Origin of the sequence: Lentibacillus sp. CBA3610, assembly GCF_013373365.1 — a bacterium.
Lineage (GTDB): Bacteria > Bacillota > Bacilli > Bacillales > Amphibacillaceae > Lentibacillus.
The window spans coordinates 3,102,966-3,119,725 of record NZ_CP035925.1 but is presented as its reverse complement, the minus strand read 5'-3'; the positions used below and the strand labels follow the sequence as shown (position 1 = coordinate 3,119,725).

Below are 16,760 nucleotides of genomic sequence, written 5' to 3'. Positions count from 1 at the left end.
AATTTCAAAATAATTTAAAAATAAACAGAACATTTGTTGTATCAATGGCAATGATGTTGTATTATTCTGATATAATAAAAGAGTTAACTAATATCCTGATTTACCAAACGAAAGAAGGAAATCACAAAGATAGATACCTTCAGCTCAAGGTGATTGTCCCTTTAAGCACTCAGGTGGAGAGGACTTTAAGCCAAATGAAACCTACAGGCAAGTTGAAATATCCTCTACCACGACGCTTAGCACATCCTAATTATTATTCAAAAGGAGATAAAAGAGCTTTGTAGTATAAGGAAAAGTACGTTGACTATATAAATTATTTAAGGAAGCATCATTTGTTATTTAGCAAGTGTTTGCTTCCTTTCGTTTTTGGTCTTTTTTATAAATTGAACTTGTAACTATACTTTCCTTTTACGTATACCCGGTGACAAATCAGTTACATTATCCAATTCAAAGTCCTGTTTGCTAACTATGTATCGATCAAAAAAGCCTGCATCAATACCTGTAATTCGATAAAAGAAGTTAAGATCAGCCATCCAATGGTTTTCGATCATTTGACGGATGTCGATCAGTCCTTTTTTGACAGCTAAATCAATAATCGATTTCATCTTTTGTGGCTTTTGAAGAGGTATTTCTTCATCAAGTGGTTCCCTTTTTAAATATCCCTTTCGATGAAGTGCTGCATAAAAGTTACGATGACGCTTTGAATCCATTATACCTAAACCCGCCGCCCGATACCCCAAAACCTGTAAAGATGTTTTCCATTTCGTTTTCAAGTCAATATAAGCATCGGGATTTGTCACGCGATTGACCACCGGTAAACACCCGAAGAATGCCGATAACACAAACATCCATTTATATGAAAAAATTTAATCAACTTGGTCAAACCCTTCTTACTATTATAATCGAAATGAATTTGCAAAAAGGGCATGGGATGACTCTTTTCGGAACTTCTTTCGATATAGATAAAAAGGGTTTGATGTCCGGCATCAATGATACAAGGGACGCTCCATTCCTGAACCTGAACTATTGATTAGCTCGGCAATCTGCTTCGGTGACTTGTCCATGTCGTTTGCCAGCCAATGTTTGATGACGTAGATGCTGCCGCTGATGACAAAGGTGCTGGCATATTCTGATACATCGGGATCGACTTCATTATTGTCCAGCCAATTTTGGATCAGAAATGGCCTGGCGACGTCCATAACACGCCGCTCAAAAGAATGATCGCCGTGTCCGCCCAGGAGTGTCTGGCAGATCTCCTTCTTGGACACGACATATTCGAGAAGTCTTTCGGTCATCTGCAATGCTTCCTCTTCCTGCTCGAAATTATATTGATTCAGATAGGTGTTTAAGTCGTCGATGAGCTCTTTTTCGATTTGCTCAAGCAAGTCATACTGATCATTGTAGTGGGTATAGAATGTGGAACGGTTAATATCGGCGGCAGCTGGCAAATTTCTTTGACTGTGATTGCCTGTTAATGGGTTTATTTTTTTTAATTAAATCGATTTAACTATCCTTTAAAACATGCGGGTATATTTTTTTCGGCGGTCAAGTTTTTCGTTCATTAAATCGTCACACTTTCTTTTTAGGGTTTGACAACATATTTTTTCGAAGTGTTGGTTTTTGTACGCAATTTACAAAACTGTTTGTTGTAAATCCAACACGGTGTCGTATATAATATTATAGTGTTCGAATGGATAATGCAAGAGAGGATGAACACCGATTGATATGGCAAGACACATTTTAAACAAACGAAAATCGATTGTCATCACGTTCTTAGTCCTGTCAATTATCAGTGCAGTCGTACAGTTTGGGGTGCCGGTCCAGCATGATATGGTTGATTACTTGCCGGATGACACCCCATCGATTGAAGCGACAGAGATTATGGATGAAGAATTTGGCGGGGAAATGGTCAACACACGGGGTTATGATGAAGAACATCAGTGTCCGGAAGCTCTTGCCTTCAAGGATGAACTTGAGCGGTTGACGGGGTTTCTGAAGTCACGTGGCTCGAATGATGCAATCGACATGACAACACCATTTGAAAATGGCGGATCCCGATACCGTTGAATCATACTAATGAGGATAGCAAATGCGCTGTATTCCTTCCACGTTGAAGAAGGAAAGAAAGTGGAAAACGACAGATGCAGTTTATTGACCTGATTTGGTGAAGGAGAACGCTATGTCAGGGGATGCCTGTGATACAGCGCGATTCGCAAAAAAATGACGACCCAAGAGACCATGAATGCAGCAGCGATTCTGATTCCGAATTATTTTTAATACTTTCTCTTGTCCACAAAGGTCATGGATCGAGCCGGTGTTTTCCTGGAAGCTATCGGCGTGTTCGGTACTGATTAACATGGGCACACGAAAATCTTTATGGTGAGATTTCTTTTATTCACTCAGGCAAGTGGCACCGATCTGGCAGCTTTGCCGTGTCACTCGATTATCGATATTTTCTGCTTCATAGCTTTGACGATTACCGTCAGGAGATAGCGGATCCGAAAGAAGCTATGAGACGGGCGATGAAGCGGTCGTTCCCGGCCGTCGCAGCGAGCGCATCCACAACGTTCTTCGGGTTTATGGCGCTGTCGTTTATGGAGTTTGGACTTGGTGCCGATTTGGGTTTGAACCTGGTGAAAGGGATCTTGCTCAGCTTTATCAGTGTGATGGTATTTCTCCCGGCATTGACATTGATACTTTATAAATGGATTGATAAAACACAGCATAAGCCATGGATTCCGAGCAAATATAATATCGGAAACTTTTTCATTAAATTTCGTATTCCGGTATTGCTGGTTGTTATGGTGCTGATCGTTCCGGCTTTTCTGGGGCAGAGTCAGACAGAATTTCTTTATGGCACCGGCGAACAGCCGGAGAATACGCGTGCCGGAAGTGATGCGGCTGAAATTGAAGATGCATTCGGCAAATCCACACCAATGGTACTGCTGGTTCCAAAGGGAGAGATTGGGAAAGAAGCAGAACTTGTTCAGGAACTCGATGACCTTGATCATATTGAAAGCAACATCTCTTATGTGAATACTATCGGGGCCGGAATACCACCGGAGTATCTCGACGAATCTCAGACTGAGCAATTCTTTTCGGAAAATTACAGCCGGATTACGTTAAATACGACAACTGATAAGGAAGGTGAGGAGGCATTTGCACTTGTAGAAGATGTCAGAGCGATTGCCGCTGATTATTATGGTGACGATTATCGTACCATTGGCGAAAGTGTCACCCTGTATGATATGCGAGACATCGTGGAACAGGATAATACGCTGGTCAACCTGTTGACTGTTGTAGCGATTGCGATTGTCCTGCTCGTCACATTCCGGTCGATATCATTCCCGGTTGTCCTACTGCTGACAATTCAGTCGTCAGTCTGGATTAACTTGGCAGTGCCATACTTTACTGATCAACCGCTTGTGTATATCGGGTATCTGATTATCAGCACAGTCCAGCTTGCGGCGACAGTCGATTATGCGATTTTAATGACCGAAAACTATACACACAACCGGAAAGAAATGAATGCCAGGGCTGCGATTAAGAAGACAATTAATGAGAAAATCTTCTCAATTGGTGTATCCGCATCGATCCTGTCCAGTGTCGGCTTTATCTTGTCGATGACATCAACAGATCCAATCGTATCGTCCATCGGTCTACTGCTCGGACGCGGTGCAGCGTTGGCGTTTCTAATGGTAGTGCTATTACTGCCGGCATTGCTCTTAGTGTTTGATCGGGTTATTGAAAAAACGACATGGAAAGCAAATTTTTATAAAGGTGGGTGATTCAATGCGGCCAAAAAAATTAGCGATTATGATGATGTGTGCCGTGCTTGTGTTTGGCTCACTTCCTTTGCCTGCTTTGGCCGAAAACAACGCCGAAGAAGAATCAGGGTCCGGCGAGTACGATGCAAAAGATGAAACGATTTACGGCAATTTGAATACAAGTGGCACGCTGCAGGATATGTATGTGGTGAACACCTTCCACGTTACCGAACCTGGTGAAATCGTTGATTATGGGGATTACACCAATGTGCGTAACTTAAGCAACTTAACTGATATTGAACAGAACGACGGTGAAGTCCGTGTTCAGGCGGAAGAAGGGGAATTTTATTACCAGGGAGACATGGATAATCAGCCGCTTCCCTGGAATATCGATATCACCTATATACTTGATGGTGAAGAAGTGGCACCGGATGAATTAGCTGGAAAAAGCGGTGAGCTGGAAATTCAGATTGCCACATCTGCTAATGAATCGGTTGATACTGTGTTTTTTGAACACTATATGATGCAAATCTCGTTGACGGTGGATCCTTCGATTTTTGATGATATTCAGGCACCCGATGGAACTGAGGCTACGTCAGGTAAAAATAAACAAATTACGTTTACTGTAATGCCTGAACAAGAGGAAGAGTTTATTGTATCCGCTAATGTCACCGATTTTGAAATGGATCCGATTGATATATCGGCCACACCGGCTTCCATGCCAATGGAGGAACCGGATCTGGGCGGCATGAAGGGCGACATGCAGTCGCTGTCAGATGCCATCAGTGAGGTGAATTCCGGTGTCAGTGAATTGAATAGCGGTATCTCGGATTTAAATGAGGGAGCAGCGGATTTGAGCAGTGGATCAGCCGAGTACCTAAGTGGTATCAGCGATCTCGATCAGTCATCCGGCGAGCTGGTCAGCGGGTCAGCGGAAATTCGTGATGTTTTGCAAAATGTGAATGACGCAGTGCAGGACGCACCCGATACACCGGATATCAGTGAACTTGAAGCCTTACCGGGTGGCATGCGCGAACTGGCTGGCGACTTACAGGAGTCGGCAGATGGATTGGATGAATTGAGTGATAATTATAATCAGGCATATGGGAATTTGGATGATGCCATTAGCGGAATTCCTGATGATGATATTACTGATGAGCAATTTGCAGAGCTGCGAAATAGTAATGCCGATGAGGAAGTCGTGGACCAATTGATTGGTACCTACGAAGCTGCTCATACAGCTAAGCAGACGTATCTTGGCATGCAGGAAATGTTTGGTTCGGTTACGGGCACATTGGATCAAATTTCAGGCTCAATGCGGGAAATGGCAGATAGAGCTGAAACAATAGCCGGCGAAATTGAATCCGGCATGGAGAACATGAATGAACTGGATGCACTTGGTGAGTTGCAGTCAGGGGTATCGACTATGGCTTCCCAGTACCAGACGTTCCATAGCGGCTTGGTTGAGTATACAGGTGGTGTCAGCGAATTGGCATCTTCCTATGAGGAACTCAATACCGGTATTCAGGAACTGTCTGATGGCACGTCCTCCCTCGACAGCGGTGCAAGTGAGCTGCAAGACGGAACAGAGGAGCTTCAGGATCAAACCAGTAATTTGCCCGGCCAAATGCAATCGGAAGTCGATGACATGATGGATGAATATGACGCTTCAGATTTTGAACCTCAGTCATTTGTCTCGGATGAAAATGAAAATGTTGACGTCGTGCAATTTGTTCTGTCAACAGAATCCATTGAAGTGGAAGAACCCGAAACAACGGATGAATCAGAAGAAGAGGAACCAAGCTTTTGGGATCGGCTGATGGATCTATTTCGGTAAAAATCTGTCCGATGTGGTTAACGGATTCGGTTTTAATACTGGAAAAATAACGTTAGCAGTCCAAATTAACACATTGATTGGGCTGCTTTTTTTGTTTGGAATGGATTATTGATGACAATGGATTAATACATATCGTATATTCATTTCCAATAATATAACCTGTAAAATGGCGATTGATGTTAAAATAGCCGTAAAGATTGTAAAGGATGACACTTATACTCACAATGCAGATGGCTGAGTATTTCATTATTCATAAAAGATTACATCCAATATCGAAAAGAGGGAATAGTTTGAAAGAACGTGAAAATACATCATAAGTAAAAATGTGCATAACAAATAAGCCTACTAAAAAGTAAACTTGGTAAAAAATGTAAAATTTATAATATCATCGTACTTGCTTGGGATTATATGCTTGCGTTTTATAACACAACCCTTACAAATTTATAGTGGATAGAACAGACATTGACTGTTTGCCCCATACTAAACTGGAATTGTTTATACAAGGATTAGTTTACGTGCTCGATGGCACACTTATTTGTTCTTGAAAAAGGCAAACGGCACATCTTAACATGCGGGCAGTATATAACTGTCACCACTCACCTCCCCGTGCTCTGTAGTGTATCTGCTTATCCAACTATATTATAACAACTTTTACCGGGGATGGAGAGTTTCTTTCATTACATTTTTGTGCCTTGAGCACAGCGAAAGGAATGATACTTAACATGGATGTTTCTGCGGATTATTTAGCGACTATTGATAACCCGCAACATCGGGCTCGAATGGAAGAAGTTTTAGCATGGGTAACTGGAAAATTTCCGGATTTAATGCCAAAACTTGCGTGGAATCAGCCTATGTTTACCGATCACGGCACATTTATTATTGGCTTTAGCGTAGCCAAACATCATTTGGCTGTTGCTCCTGAAAGAGAAGGTATTATCCATTTTTCGGATGAAATTGTGCAGGCCGGCTATAATCATAGCCAGCAGCTGTTACGCCTCCCGTGGGATAGGCCGGTTGATTTCGCGTTACTAGAAAAGATTATCGCGTTTAATATTTCGGATAAGGCTGACTGTTCAACTTTTTGGCGGAAGCAGAAAAATAGATTAGTCCTTAGAAAAGCTTTTTGGTTCATTATAAGTACCTGGAGGGAGGTTATTTGATGAGCGACAAAGAAAGCCCGGAGCAGCAAAGAGAAAGATTAAGACAACAAGAATTAGAAAACAATCCAACAGGCAATTTGAACGATTCTTTTAACAGAGCAAACAATGGCAGTCTTGCTGATTTGGTAGGCAGTTTGGGATGGAAGGGAACTGGAATACTTATTCTTGTCATTATATTGGGGTTTATAATTTATTCTGTCCTCTTTCATTAACGGGAGCTTCGTTTCAACAAGGATTCCCAATGCCCGTAATACCAGCCAATGGTTATAAAAACAATGGCTGGTATTTTTTAATTTCCGAAAATCATCAAAAAATTCCGCGTAATATATTGCATTTCGCGACAGAAGATAGTATGATGAATGTCATCGATATATTGCATATGGGTAACAATATATATTACGGGAGGATCTTATAATGAAGGGGAAACTGTCTTTTACGTCTTACGCAGCAATTGGGACTATGTTGTTTGCATTGTTTTTTGGAGCTGGAAATTTGATATTTCCGGCACAGCTTGGCCAAAATGCCGGTACAAGCCTCATGCCGGCTATTGCAGGATTTTTAATTACAGGAGTGGGACTGCCGCTGCTTGGTATTATAGCCATGAGTTTTTCAGGGAGTAATAATCTGCAGGAGCTTTCAAGCCGTGTCCATCCGGTTTATGCCGTATTTTTTACGTCCCTGCTTTATTTAACAATCGGACCGTTCTTTGCATCTCCCCGTACAGGAACGGTAGCGTTTGATATTGGTATATCGCCTTTTGTCAACGAGTCGTCGCAGCAAATTGCGTTGTTTATTTTTACCTTACTTTTTTTCGCGGTGGTACTCTGGTTTTCATTAAAACCTGGCAAGCTTGTTGATAATGTTGGAAAGATTTTGGCACCAGGGCTGGTTGTTCTGCTTTTAGTTCTTCTTATTACAGCGATTATCAATCCGCTGGGAGCGATCGAGTCCCCTCAGGAAGCGTATGCAAGCGGCGCATTTATCACCGGTTTCCTTGAAGGATATAATACCATGGATGCTCTTGCTTCACTGGTATTCGGTATCATCGTCATTAATGCCATCCGGGCAATGGGTGTAACATCCAATACAGGTATTCTCAAAACAACTCTGAAGGCAGGCAGTATTGCCATATTGCTGCTGGGATCGATTTATCTTGGGATTGCGTATTTGGGGGCAACAAGTACCCAGGTTTTCGGAATCTTTGAAACTGGCGGACCAGTTTTAAGCAGCGCTGCATCTCATTATTTTGGAACGTTTGGATCCATTCTGCTTGCCATTGCTATTATATTGGCGTGCTTGACGACGGCAATCGGCCTGACAACGGCTAATGCGGAATATTTCCATACACTTTTTCCGAAGATCAGTTATAAAACACTGGTTGTTTTCTTTGCAACTTTAACCTTTGTGATTGCAAACTTTGGATTGTCAAACATTATTACCTACTCGCAACCGGTTTTGATGTTTTTGTATCCGCTGGCCATTGTACTAATGCTCTTAACATTCTTGTCTCCACTGTTCAATCATGCACGGGTGGTTTATGGGTCAACCATCGCTGTTACGTTTTTGATCAGTATCTTTGACGGGCTCAAGGCACTCTGTGAATCATTGGGAATCGAGTATTTCAGCTGGATGCAGCCTATTGTCGCTTTCTATGAACAATCGTTGCCTCTATACAGTCAGGGGCTCGGCTGGCTGATCCCGGCTCTTGTCGTTATTGCAGTCACCGGTATTATCAGCCGTTTTCAAAAAACAGCCGCCGTTCATGCATCATAATCAAAAAACTCCGGCGCCCTCTTTTCACGAGGGGCCGGAGTTTTTTGATTTTTATCCCGCCTATAATTGGCAAAGCACCACTCCCATTGCTTGAAGTTCCGCTTTATTGAAATTCCTGTAATGTACGGAGCCAGTTTTCTTTCATGATGGCTGCAGCTTTCTCTTTGTTGCCATGTTTCATGGAGGAGATAATGGCTTTGTGTTCTTCAATTGATTGTTCGGTTAAGACAATCGAATTATGGAAAAAATGCCTGCGAACATGTGCCTGTAATGATTTTAGCATTCCGTGGATATACGTGTTGTTCGTTATGTCAACAATCACTTGGTGAAATTCCTCATCGACTTTTAACGCGGCATAGCCGTTATTGGAATAAATTGATTTTGCAAAGCGCTCGTTAATGTTTTCGAGTTGTGTGAGCTCATCCTGTGTCACATGGTCAATCGCCAGTTCGGCGGATAAAGACTGCAGCGCTGCGAGTGGCGGGAGCAGATCTTTAATGGCTTCCTGTTCAATTTCAGTGACTTGTGTCGCCTTGCCCGGATACATCTTAACAAACCCTCGTACTTCCAGCAGCTGCAAAGATTCACGGATTGGTGTCCTGCTGATTCCCAATGCATCGGCCAGTTCAGTATCATTTAATTTTTCACCGGGGAGTAATGTTCCGTCAATAATCCACTGCTGCAGCTGGTTGAATGCATTTTCCTTTGCAGATTGACGAACAGGTTTTGAATGATTTGCAGGGATTGGCATGGGGATCCGCCTTTCTATACAATTATTTTCCTGTGAATATAGTATACACGAAACAGTACATGAATGAAATATGCAATATATTAGACGTGTCGACAAGGCTGGGAACTTCGTTGATATAAGTCTTTGGGAAGTGGCTGCTAAAGCAGATTACAACCCCATGTTTTTACCTTCTCCCGGAGCTGCTTCCTTTGCTGCTGGAATTGCTTGACGCGATGTCCGTTTGCCCCGGATGGATGCGGAAAACCGGTTAAATAGGTGTGATCGGGCAGCTTGTTTTCCTCAATCAATCTGGAGATAACACGCTCTGCTGTTTTACCAAGGGAGACGACCAGTGCTGGTGCAGGAATTTGTGTTAATTCGATTGGGAACTCCCTGCAGGCATAATCTTCTAAAAGCGGTGAACGATTGATGGGCGGCCTGTGTCCCGTATAATTTTTTCCTTTATTAAATACCGGATATTTGATGATCGATGTTGTATGCAGGAAGTTTCTGCTTTTTTCAAATAAATCGGAAGCGTTGTCCACACCAAGTTCTTCCGGGATGCCACATTGATCAAGCATGTCAACGAGGGTTTTCTCATGGAACCGGCAAATCCGGCTGCCTTTTTGGCCTTTTTCAGGCACGTATCCAATGTTTCTCCAGAAGAGTGGCTTTTGACAAAATACTCAAAGGCCGTTTTCATTTGATGCCATCCGGGGGTGATGCCAACAATCACAATTTTTGCATAGTAGTTGATGTGTTCGTTGTGAGGTGCATAGTACATACTGATACTGTTTTCTTTTCTCATCAATAAAGAGGCCGTCAATAAATCCTGTTTTGTGAGGGGGCGATCATCGGGCAATGCCTGAATGGCGGGGAGGTATTGGTGAAATGTTGTGTGTGACATGTTTTACTCTCCTTACATACGACTGTTAAAATATTTTATTTGACTTAAGCTGCTTACTTCACTGACTCTGTTAAAGTTTAAGGGTGTTTTTTGCAGTAAAATAGACTTTCTGATTAGATGAAAACTCGTGAGTTATTTTTAAGTGATTTTCAGCCGAATCTACAATAGATGGGTGCATAACTTCCGTTTTATTCAGCCGTGAAGTTATCAACAACCTCCCAATTATACATGTCAATAGCACGGTTAATAGTATAGCTTGTATCTGCATCCTCTGCATCATAAGGAATTGTAATAGACATATCATTGCTTGAGAATGTATAAGACAAGACTCGATAGGAATCTTCCTCGACTACACGGGATAGTTCTTTTACATCATCCCACGCCATACTTTCCTCGGACAACGACCAGAACAAATTGCTTTGAATTCCGTGCTCATCTAAGTAGTGATAATGGAAAATGGAGGCGGCAAAAAAAACAAAACCAAGTGTTAGGAAAGCCAGGTGAATCCCTGTCAATTTATACTTCCGATCTTTCTTTTCAAAGTACCTTTTCGTAAGTAAAAAAGAGAAAAGAACGATGGCTAACCAGATCATCCCGGCGCCGAAGCCAACATAACTTGCCGTTGGACGGATAAAGGACAAATGATCATATGAAAAGAATAACGTATCCTGGATAAAAAGAATTGCCGGGAAAGGAACAAAAACGGAAAAAATAATTAAAAGAAGACCGGTTGTGGTGATAAAAGGCATCAGTGTATCAGAATCAACGTTTCGTAAGTAATGCAATTTTAATCACTTCTCCTGTTAGTGACTTCTTTATATCTGCTAAATAATCTTAGCAGGGAAATTTAGACATTCTTAATATATCATATATTTTTATATTCGGAAAATTCTTTGACGTAAATTTTCTCAAGGGATATTTGGGGTTGAGCAGACTTCTATGACCTTGTGAATATCGTTTTTTGTGTGCATATACTCTTATTAGACTTTAAAAAATATAAAAATAATTGTGTGAAACAGGATCCCGACTAACCAGTTTTTATGTTAATATAATGAAATATATTATTAAAAAAGAGGGTGTTCGGAATGCTTGTCAAACCACAAAAGTTGAATTCCGGCGATAAGGTAGCCACGGTCAGTCCGTCAGCTGGATTGGCCGGGGAGCCGGAACTGAGATGGCGCTATGAACAAGGTGTAGAGCGACTGCGTGATGTATTCGGCCTGGAAGTTGTCGCGATGCCGAATAGTTTAAAAGGTGTGGATTACCTTTATGAACATCCGGAGGCACGGGCTGAGGATTTGATGGCTGCATTCCAGGATGACTCTATCAAGGCTATTATTGCGAACATTGGCGGCAGCGAAAGCATCAGGCTCTTGCCGTACATTGATTTTGACGTAATCAGGGACAATCCGAAAATATTCATGGGCTATTCGGATGTCACCATTTCGCACTTGTTCTGTCATAAAGCGGGGCTGTCATCGTTTTACGGACCGGCGATTATGACTGATTTTGCCGAGAATGTTGAGATGCTTCCGTATACGGTTGAAATGGTTAAAAGGGTACTGTTTTCCAGTGATCCCATCGGGCAAATCCAACCTGCTGAGGAGTGGACGAGTGAACGTCTGGAGTGGAATATTGAAAACAAGTACACCCGGCGTATGATGCAGTCGAACCAGGGATATGAAGTGCTGCAAGGATCCGGTGTGGTGCAAGGGCGTCTGATCGGCGGGTGCATCGAAGTACTGGAATTTGCGAAAAGCACTTCCATCTGGCCGGAAGAAAAATACTGGGAAGACAGCATTCTTTTCTTTGAAACGTCGGAAGAAAAGACTTCCCCTGAATTAATCTCCCGTTGGCTGCGTAATTACGCGGCACAAGGTATTTTGCACAAAACGAACGGCATTATTTTCGGCAAACCCCAGGATGAAACATATTATGAAGAATATAAAGAAGTGATTCAAATGGTTATGAAGGAGTACCAGCTGGAACAACTGCCGATACTGTACAATTTGAATTTCGGGCACACTGAACCTAAGATGATTTTGCCTTATGGAGCCAAGGCTGAAGTGGATTGCAGCCATGGCACATTTTCGATTTTGGAAAGTGGAGTGGAATAGATCGGTCCTTTTGTACATTTAAATTTATGCTTGAATTAGGGTAAAATAGAGACGGAAGATGCGTTTTAGGGTGGATCTGATGAAGGAAACACTAATACCTGATGATTTCAGACCTTTACTTCACATCTAAAATCACAAAATACTGGAAATGAAAGCCATCGGGAGGAAAGGGATTGGATTTGAAAAAACTTCTTGGACTTATGCTGCCAATAATATTGATAATCGGGTGTACGAATGATGCACCAACTGAACCAGCAGACGCGGGAAACAATGACGTCCAACAAAACGAGGACGCCAATGAAACAAGTGACCCAGCGGAAACAGAGAGTAATGATGCTGCAGAAAATGAGGAAGATGAATCCGAATCAACAACTGCGTCAACTGAGAGCAAAACAACAGAAAACAGTACATCGGAATCTGCGAAAGAAGCATATATACAGGAACTAGAACAAACAGAACTTGAATTGGCGCCATTGAAAACCCAGGCTCAAAACGGTACACAAACGGAAAGAAATCAAGCGATGCAAGAGATTTTTACACAATGGGATGATGTCCTGAATGATATTTATGGTTCTCTGGAAGAGCAACTTTCTGAAGGAGACATGGAGTCATTAAGGGAAGAACAGCGTGAGTGGATCACACATCGGGATGAAGCTGCCGAAGAGGAAGCATCAAAATTTGAAGACGGGTCACTGGAACCATATGAGCATGCAAACGTCATGGCCCAGCTGACCAGGGAAAGATGCTACGAGCTGGTTGAAACGTATATGCACGGATAACATAGATGTACGCTAATCGAACACCTCAATATCCATCGGACGGATACTGAGGTGTTTTTGTCTTAAAAATCAAAGCGTCTTTTTGTCGGGACATGGGGACAGGCACCTTGTCCCAGTTGTTGTAAGTTTATGCGAACGTATGTTTGTAATTAAAGGAAAGATATAGTAAAATATAGACATCCCCTGATGAAAGGGGGTGATAGGGTATGGAGATGTGGTTGTTTTTTCTGGCTGCGATCGTTAACTTAGCTGTTGCCATTATTAATTTGATGGCTGTTTTGCTGAATTGTCGCAAAAAGAAAAAGAGCAACTCCTTGGGCAATAAGGAGAAGCTCTAAATCACCTATGGGGGAGGAATCTTATCCTCTCCCATACCATATCTTAGATCAAGTATATAATAAATATGCAAATAAAACAAGACAGAAACGGGTGCACATTGGGCTATTTCACAAATGTTCCTGATTTTTTGTCTGATACGTAAGAACCAGCCGGCCCGAATGAGAGAGCCACCCGGTTCAAAACTTAACTCACGACTGGATAACCCAGTTTTTCAATTGTATCTTTCAGTTCATCGGATGTTACTTTTTCTTCATCATAGGTGGATTTCACTTTGCTGGAGTTGAACAACACTTTGGCGTTTTCCACCCCGTCCATTTTGCCAAGTTTGCCTTCTATCTTTTTAATGCAGGATGGGCAAGTAAGTGGTTCTAGTTGGAATTTGACTGTTTTCATATTAATCGCTCCTTTGTTTTGTTCTATCTTTAGTATAGAGCCTATATCACGTTGAATCCTTGACCTGGGTCAATTTTGGTGATTTAAATCTTCCTGGTCTTCAATTGCGTCTTTTCTCAAATAGGCCTGGAAGATCTCTTTATTAAAAGTACATAAAAATTTCTTAAAGATTTCTTAATTTTTTTTAAACACTTTTCCTTCCTGAAACGTTATCTTAATGAGAACGATATAAGTTTAGAAAAGAGTGATTAATCATGGAAGTGAGTGATCTTTATGAACATTTAAAAGATGATTTGCTCAGGTTTGCCCGGTCCATCGCCCGTCATGAATATGAAGCCGATGATCTTGTGCAGGATGGGCTGGAAAAGGCTCTGACAGAAACGGAATTAGTTAATCTGTCTGAATATAAGCAGCGAGCCTGGTTCTTCCGTGTCATGAAAAACAAACTGATTGATGACCGGCGCAAGGAAAAACGACTAACGTGGTGGAATGAGGAGTTGGATTTTTCCATCAGAGAGGTAGCTCTGACTCATATGGAAATGACAGAACTCTTGGGATATTTATCTCCTGAAGCAAGTGACATGGTGTTTAAGCGTTACTGGATCGGGCTGTCGAGCCGGGAAATCGGTAAGCAGCTGGAATTACCTGCTGCCTCAGTAAGGTATAAGCTTCATCAGGCAATTAAAAAACTGCGAAAAATCGTTGAGGAGGATTCATAATGAGTCAACAGATCGGCAATATTGGTGTACTGAATTTGGTTCACGCGACAGAAGAAAGCATTAAGAACGTCGAACGCATCGAAAACGCAGGTGTTGTTGTTTACAGTCAGGAAAATGCGCATCTATTAACGGCACTGAATATAGGCAATATCGGTAATACTGTCGAAATACCACAAGGATACCGTTTCCATAACGGATGGCTGCACCTGAATAAGGCGTATTTCCAATCCATAACGGAACCGGAAAATATTCTTGTCAATGGTTTAGTTGTGATTGACAATGATGTGGAAGCTGATCACATTTCTTCGGGGTATTTAAATCTAATGGTGAATGGCAAGATTTATTGTCCGTCCCACCTTGCTGGAGCAGCAAACCAATTAATGTCGGAAGGTGAGTCGGGTGATTTTGAAATTTACGATGGATATCCGCCTCGATTTGAAAATGGCGAATTCAAGCTCACCAATTCATTCCTTCAATCTATTGAAGAGCCCTTGTATTTAGTCGTTAATGGTGTCCTTTCGTTTTCAAAGGACTTAAATATGCGTGAATTTATGGAAAAAATCAGCATATTGGAGGCAAACGGGGTCATTTATGCATATGAAGAGCAGGAGGAATTTTTATATAAAAAAATAGACTCATTAACGACTGCCAAATTTAAAATTTACCCGATAGGTTTTGAGGTTATCAATAAGCAGCTAAAGTTAAATGCACGTTCTATCCACCGCTTTCAAAGTAAAAAAATATATACGGAAAAACCAATTATAATTGAGGCGGATGTAACTCGGGAACAGCTTGCAATGGCAATTGACGCGATTCATTCGTCAGCGATTATCGTTTGTCATGAATCGCTGGAAGACCTTATATACGAACGTTGCAGTCTGCTTGATACAGAGGTTCTGCCATATGAATATCACTTTATTATGATAGATGATGAGGAAGTTTGGTCGAATGATCAATTCCTTGCGCTGGAAAACGAAACGAACTTTATCGTCAACGGTAAACTTATACTTGATGATGATGTTACTGAAGCGACACTTAAGAAAAGTGTTGCAGCCGTAGATGTATTGGGGGAGATCGAGTTATCTGGTAGAAAGCAAAAGAGTATGCTGCAACCCCTTTTAAGGCTCAGCATAGGGAGTATTAGGGAAACGGAAAATGATAATCAGTCTGTGTCGTATCTTAGAAATATCGGGGAACTTTCATTGTAGAATATGGCGTTGTATTTGATATCAACTGCCAGTATATGTAAGATTTGGGTCAACTTACATTCAGCGGAGAAAATCATCCGCTGAATGTAGTTTTAATTAGTACAGTTTGATACGGCGTTACTACATACGAATCATTTTACCCAACCTGGAACAGTCTGTCAGAGAAGGAGCATTTAGTTTATACAAAGCAATGTCTTCTGCTATAGTATAATTAAGCAAGGTTGAGGGTTGAGGTGGTTTAATGGATTTGGAGCGCATCACGGACAAAGTTAAACGTCATATGCCAACAGTACTTGGACATGAGCAATTTATGAAGTCCGCTGTTCTGTTGCCCCTCGTTCAGAAAGAGGACGAGCTGCACTTGCTTTTTGAGGTGCGGTCGGAAACGATGAGGCGCCAGCCGGGTGAAATTTGCTTTCCGGGTGGGCGGGTCGATGCACAGGATAAGGACGTTCAGGCGGCAGCTATTCGAGAAACGACAGAGGAGTTGGGTATCAGCGAAGGATTGATTTCGGATGTTTACCCGCTTGATTTCATGGTTACACCCTTTGGTATGATAGTTTACCCTCATGTTGGTTTGATAAGGATGGATGAACAGTTCGATCCCAACCCGTCAGAAGTCGATGAGATATTTACGGTGCCATTGTCTTTTTTCCTGGAGACGGATCCGGATATCCATCATGTGAATATACAGGTTCAGCCGGACGAATCCTTTCCACTGGAGCTGATTCCCGGTGGTGAGAATTACAATTGGCGCACCAGCCAAATTCATGAGTACTTTTATATTTATCAGGAGAAAGTCATTTGGGGTCTGACGGCAAAAGTCCTCTCCCATTTTGTTGACATGCTGCGTTGAATGAAAAATTCAGAGAATGAGTTACTAACTGTTCCCAAATTTGACATTTTGGGAATTTTTATTATATACTTGATTCAACAATGTTGAATCAAAAGAAACTGAATTGAATACTATATAGCAAAGACAAGGGAATTTATAGAAGTAACCTTTAATTATTTTTAATCATTGTAAGCGT

Annotated in this window: 17 protein-coding genes and 1 pseudogene; 12 read left to right on the top strand and 6 right to left on the bottom strand. The window is 41.8% G+C overall.

The annotated features are described in order from the left end of the window. Window positions 1-395: 395 nt before the first annotated feature. Both Len3610_RS15330 and Len3610_RS15325 read right to left on the bottom strand, forming a co-directional pair. A pseudogene (locus tag Len3610_RS15330) lies at window positions 396-800 on the bottom strand (transcriptional regulator); the annotation flags it as partial. A gap of 186 nt (window positions 801-986) precedes the next feature. Further along, window positions 987-1,448, bottom strand: a complete 462-nt coding sequence (locus Len3610_RS15325; RefSeq protein ID WP_255259652.1) for a TetR-like C-terminal domain-containing protein — start codon at window positions 1,446-1,448, stop codon at window positions 987-989. A gap of 277 nt (window positions 1,449-1,725) precedes the next feature. On the opposite strand from Len3610_RS15325, the gene Len3610_RS21225 reads away from it, so the two are divergent. The 6 genes from Len3610_RS21225 to brnQ all read left to right on the top strand — a co-directional run bounded on the left by Len3610_RS21225 (window position 1,726) and on the right by brnQ (window position 8,537). Beyond that, window positions 1,726-2,067 (top strand): hypothetical protein, encoded by a 342-nt coding sequence (locus Len3610_RS21225; RefSeq protein ID WP_255259651.1) that lies wholly within the window; start codon window positions 1,726-1,728, stop codon window positions 2,065-2,067. A 365-nt stretch (window positions 2,068-2,432) separates the two neighbouring features. Then, window positions 2,433-3,788, top strand: coding sequence for an efflux RND transporter permease subunit (locus tag Len3610_RS15320; protein WP_255259650.1), 1,356 nt, complete (start codon window positions 2,433-2,435; stop codon window positions 3,786-3,788). A gap of 4 nt (window positions 3,789-3,792) precedes the next feature. Beyond that, the gene (locus Len3610_RS15315; protein ID WP_176448726.1) at window positions 3,793-5,604 is read left to right on the top strand and encodes a methyl-accepting chemotaxis protein; all 1,812 of its coding nucleotides are present in this window, start codon (window positions 3,793-3,795) and stop codon (window positions 5,602-5,604) included. A gap of 722 nt (window positions 5,605-6,326) precedes the next feature. Further along, complete coding sequence (locus Len3610_RS15310) at window positions 6,327-6,764, top strand: iron chaperone (RefSeq protein WP_176448725.1); 438 nt, start codon at window positions 6,327-6,329, stop codon at window positions 6,762-6,764. Next, on the top strand, window positions 6,764-6,976 hold the full coding sequence (locus Len3610_RS15305; protein WP_176448724.1) for a DUF6366 family protein: 213 nt from the start codon (window positions 6,764-6,766) through the stop codon (window positions 6,974-6,976). The genes Len3610_RS15310 and Len3610_RS15305 overlap by 1 nt, the downstream gene beginning before the upstream one ends. Window positions 6,977-7,178: 202 nt before the next feature. Beyond that, entirely contained in the window at window positions 7,179-8,537 is a 1,359-nt protein-coding gene (gene brnQ, locus Len3610_RS15300) for a branched-chain amino acid transport system II carrier protein (protein ID WP_176448723.1), read from the top strand. Window positions 8,538-8,640: 103 nt separating this feature from the next. Here brnQ and Len3610_RS15295 read toward each other — a convergent pair whose 3' ends face one another. The 3 genes from Len3610_RS15295 to Len3610_RS15285 all read right to left on the bottom strand — a co-directional run bounded on the left by Len3610_RS15295 (window position 8,641) and on the right by Len3610_RS15285 (window position 10,959). After that, window positions 8,641-9,288: a GntR family transcriptional regulator gene (locus tag Len3610_RS15295; RefSeq protein WP_176448722.1), complete on the bottom strand. Its 648-nt coding sequence runs from the start codon at window positions 9,286-9,288 to the stop codon at window positions 8,641-8,643. 137 nt (window positions 9,289-9,425) lie between these two features. Next, window positions 9,426-9,911, bottom strand: a complete 486-nt coding sequence (locus tag Len3610_RS21910) for a uracil-DNA glycosylase family protein (protein ID WP_369693594.1) — start codon at window positions 9,909-9,911, stop codon at window positions 9,426-9,428. Window positions 9,912-10,362: 451 nt separating this feature from the next. Beyond that, window positions 10,363-10,959 carry a hypothetical protein gene (locus Len3610_RS15285; protein ID WP_255259649.1) on the bottom strand — a complete coding sequence of 199 codons (597 nt, stop codon included), beginning with the start codon at window positions 10,957-10,959 and terminating at the stop codon, window positions 10,363-10,365. 300 nt (window positions 10,960-11,259) lie between these two features. On the opposite strand from Len3610_RS15285, the gene Len3610_RS15280 reads away from it, so the two are divergent. The 3 genes from Len3610_RS15280 (at window position 11,260) to Len3610_RS21220 (ending at window position 13,408) form a co-directional block, all read left to right on the top strand. After that, window positions 11,260-12,291 (top strand): S66 family peptidase, encoded by a 1,032-nt coding sequence (locus tag Len3610_RS15280; protein WP_176448721.1) that lies wholly within the window; start codon window positions 11,260-11,262, stop codon window positions 12,289-12,291. Window positions 12,292-12,464: 173 nt separating this feature from the next. Next, entirely contained in the window at window positions 12,465-13,070 is a 606-nt protein-coding gene (locus Len3610_RS15275; RefSeq protein WP_176448720.1) for a lysozyme inhibitor LprI family protein, read from the top strand. A gap of 206 nt (window positions 13,071-13,276) precedes the next feature. Then, complete coding sequence (locus Len3610_RS21220) at window positions 13,277-13,408, top strand: hypothetical protein (RefSeq protein WP_255259648.1); 132 nt, start codon at window positions 13,277-13,279, stop codon at window positions 13,406-13,408. Window positions 13,409-13,592: 184 nt separating this feature from the next. Here the strand turns inward: Len3610_RS21220 and Len3610_RS15270 are convergent, their stop codons facing one another. Then, window positions 13,593-13,802: a heavy-metal-associated domain-containing protein gene (locus Len3610_RS15270; protein ID WP_176448719.1), complete on the bottom strand. Its 210-nt coding sequence runs from the start codon at window positions 13,800-13,802 to the stop codon at window positions 13,593-13,595. A 254-nt stretch (window positions 13,803-14,056) separates the two neighbouring features. Between Len3610_RS15270 and Len3610_RS15265 the strand changes: the two genes are divergently transcribed. From Len3610_RS15265 to Len3610_RS15255, 3 genes are all read left to right on the top strand, one after another. Then, on the top strand, window positions 14,057-14,521 hold the full coding sequence (locus Len3610_RS15265; protein WP_176448718.1) for an RNA polymerase sigma factor: 465 nt from the start codon (window positions 14,057-14,059) through the stop codon (window positions 14,519-14,521). Further along, the gene (locus tag Len3610_RS15260) at window positions 14,521-15,729 is read left to right on the top strand and encodes a hypothetical protein (RefSeq protein WP_176448717.1); all 1,209 of its coding nucleotides are present in this window, start codon (window positions 14,521-14,523) and stop codon (window positions 15,727-15,729) included. Before Len3610_RS15265 ends, Len3610_RS15260 begins: the two co-directional genes overlap by 1 nt. A gap of 241 nt (window positions 15,730-15,970) precedes the next feature. Beyond that, window positions 15,971-16,585 carry an NUDIX hydrolase gene (locus Len3610_RS15255; RefSeq protein WP_176448716.1) on the top strand — a complete coding sequence of 205 codons (615 nt, stop codon included), beginning with the start codon at window positions 15,971-15,973 and terminating at the stop codon, window positions 16,583-16,585. Window positions 16,586-16,760 lie beyond the last annotated feature (175 nt).

Bases quoted from the DNA above. Each gene is read 5' to 3' on its own strand.
- brnQ (WP_176448723.1), top strand. From the start codon at position 7,179: ATGAAGGGGAAACTGTCTTTTACGTCTTACGCAGCAATTGGGACTATG.
- Len3610_RS15310 (WP_176448725.1), top strand. From the start codon at position 6,327: ATGGATGTTTCTGCGGATTATTTAGCGACTATTGATAACCCGCAACAT.
- Len3610_RS15280 (WP_176448721.1), top strand. From the start codon at position 11,260: ATGCTTGTCAAACCACAAAAGTTGAATTCCGGCGATAAGGTAGCCACG.
- Len3610_RS21220 (WP_255259648.1), top strand. From the start codon at position 13,277: ATGGAGATGTGGTTGTTTTTTCTGGCTGCGATCGTTAACTTAGCTGTT.
- Len3610_RS15315 (WP_176448726.1), top strand. From the start codon at position 3,793: ATGCGGCCAAAAAAATTAGCGATTATGATGATGTGTGCCGTGCTTGTG.
- Len3610_RS15305 (WP_176448724.1), top strand. From the start codon at position 6,764: ATGAGCGACAAAGAAAGCCCGGAGCAGCAAAGAGAAAGATTAAGACAA.
- Len3610_RS15295 (WP_176448722.1), bottom strand. From the start codon at position 9,288: ATGCCAATCCCTGCAAATCATTCAAAACCTGTTCGTCAATCTGCAAAG.
- Len3610_RS15255 (WP_176448716.1), top strand. From the start codon at position 15,971: ATGGATTTGGAGCGCATCACGGACAAAGTTAAACGTCATATGCCAACA.
- Len3610_RS15270 (WP_176448719.1), bottom strand. From the start codon at position 13,802: ATGAAAACAGTCAAATTCCAACTAGAACCACTTACTTGCCCATCCTGC.
- Len3610_RS21225 (WP_255259651.1), top strand. From the start codon at position 1,726: ATGGCAAGACACATTTTAAACAAACGAAAATCGATTGTCATCACGTTC.
- Len3610_RS15265 (WP_176448718.1), top strand. From the start codon at position 14,057: ATGGAAGTGAGTGATCTTTATGAACATTTAAAAGATGATTTGCTCAGG.
- Len3610_RS15260 (WP_176448717.1), top strand. From the start codon at position 14,521: ATGAGTCAACAGATCGGCAATATTGGTGTACTGAATTTGGTTCACGCG.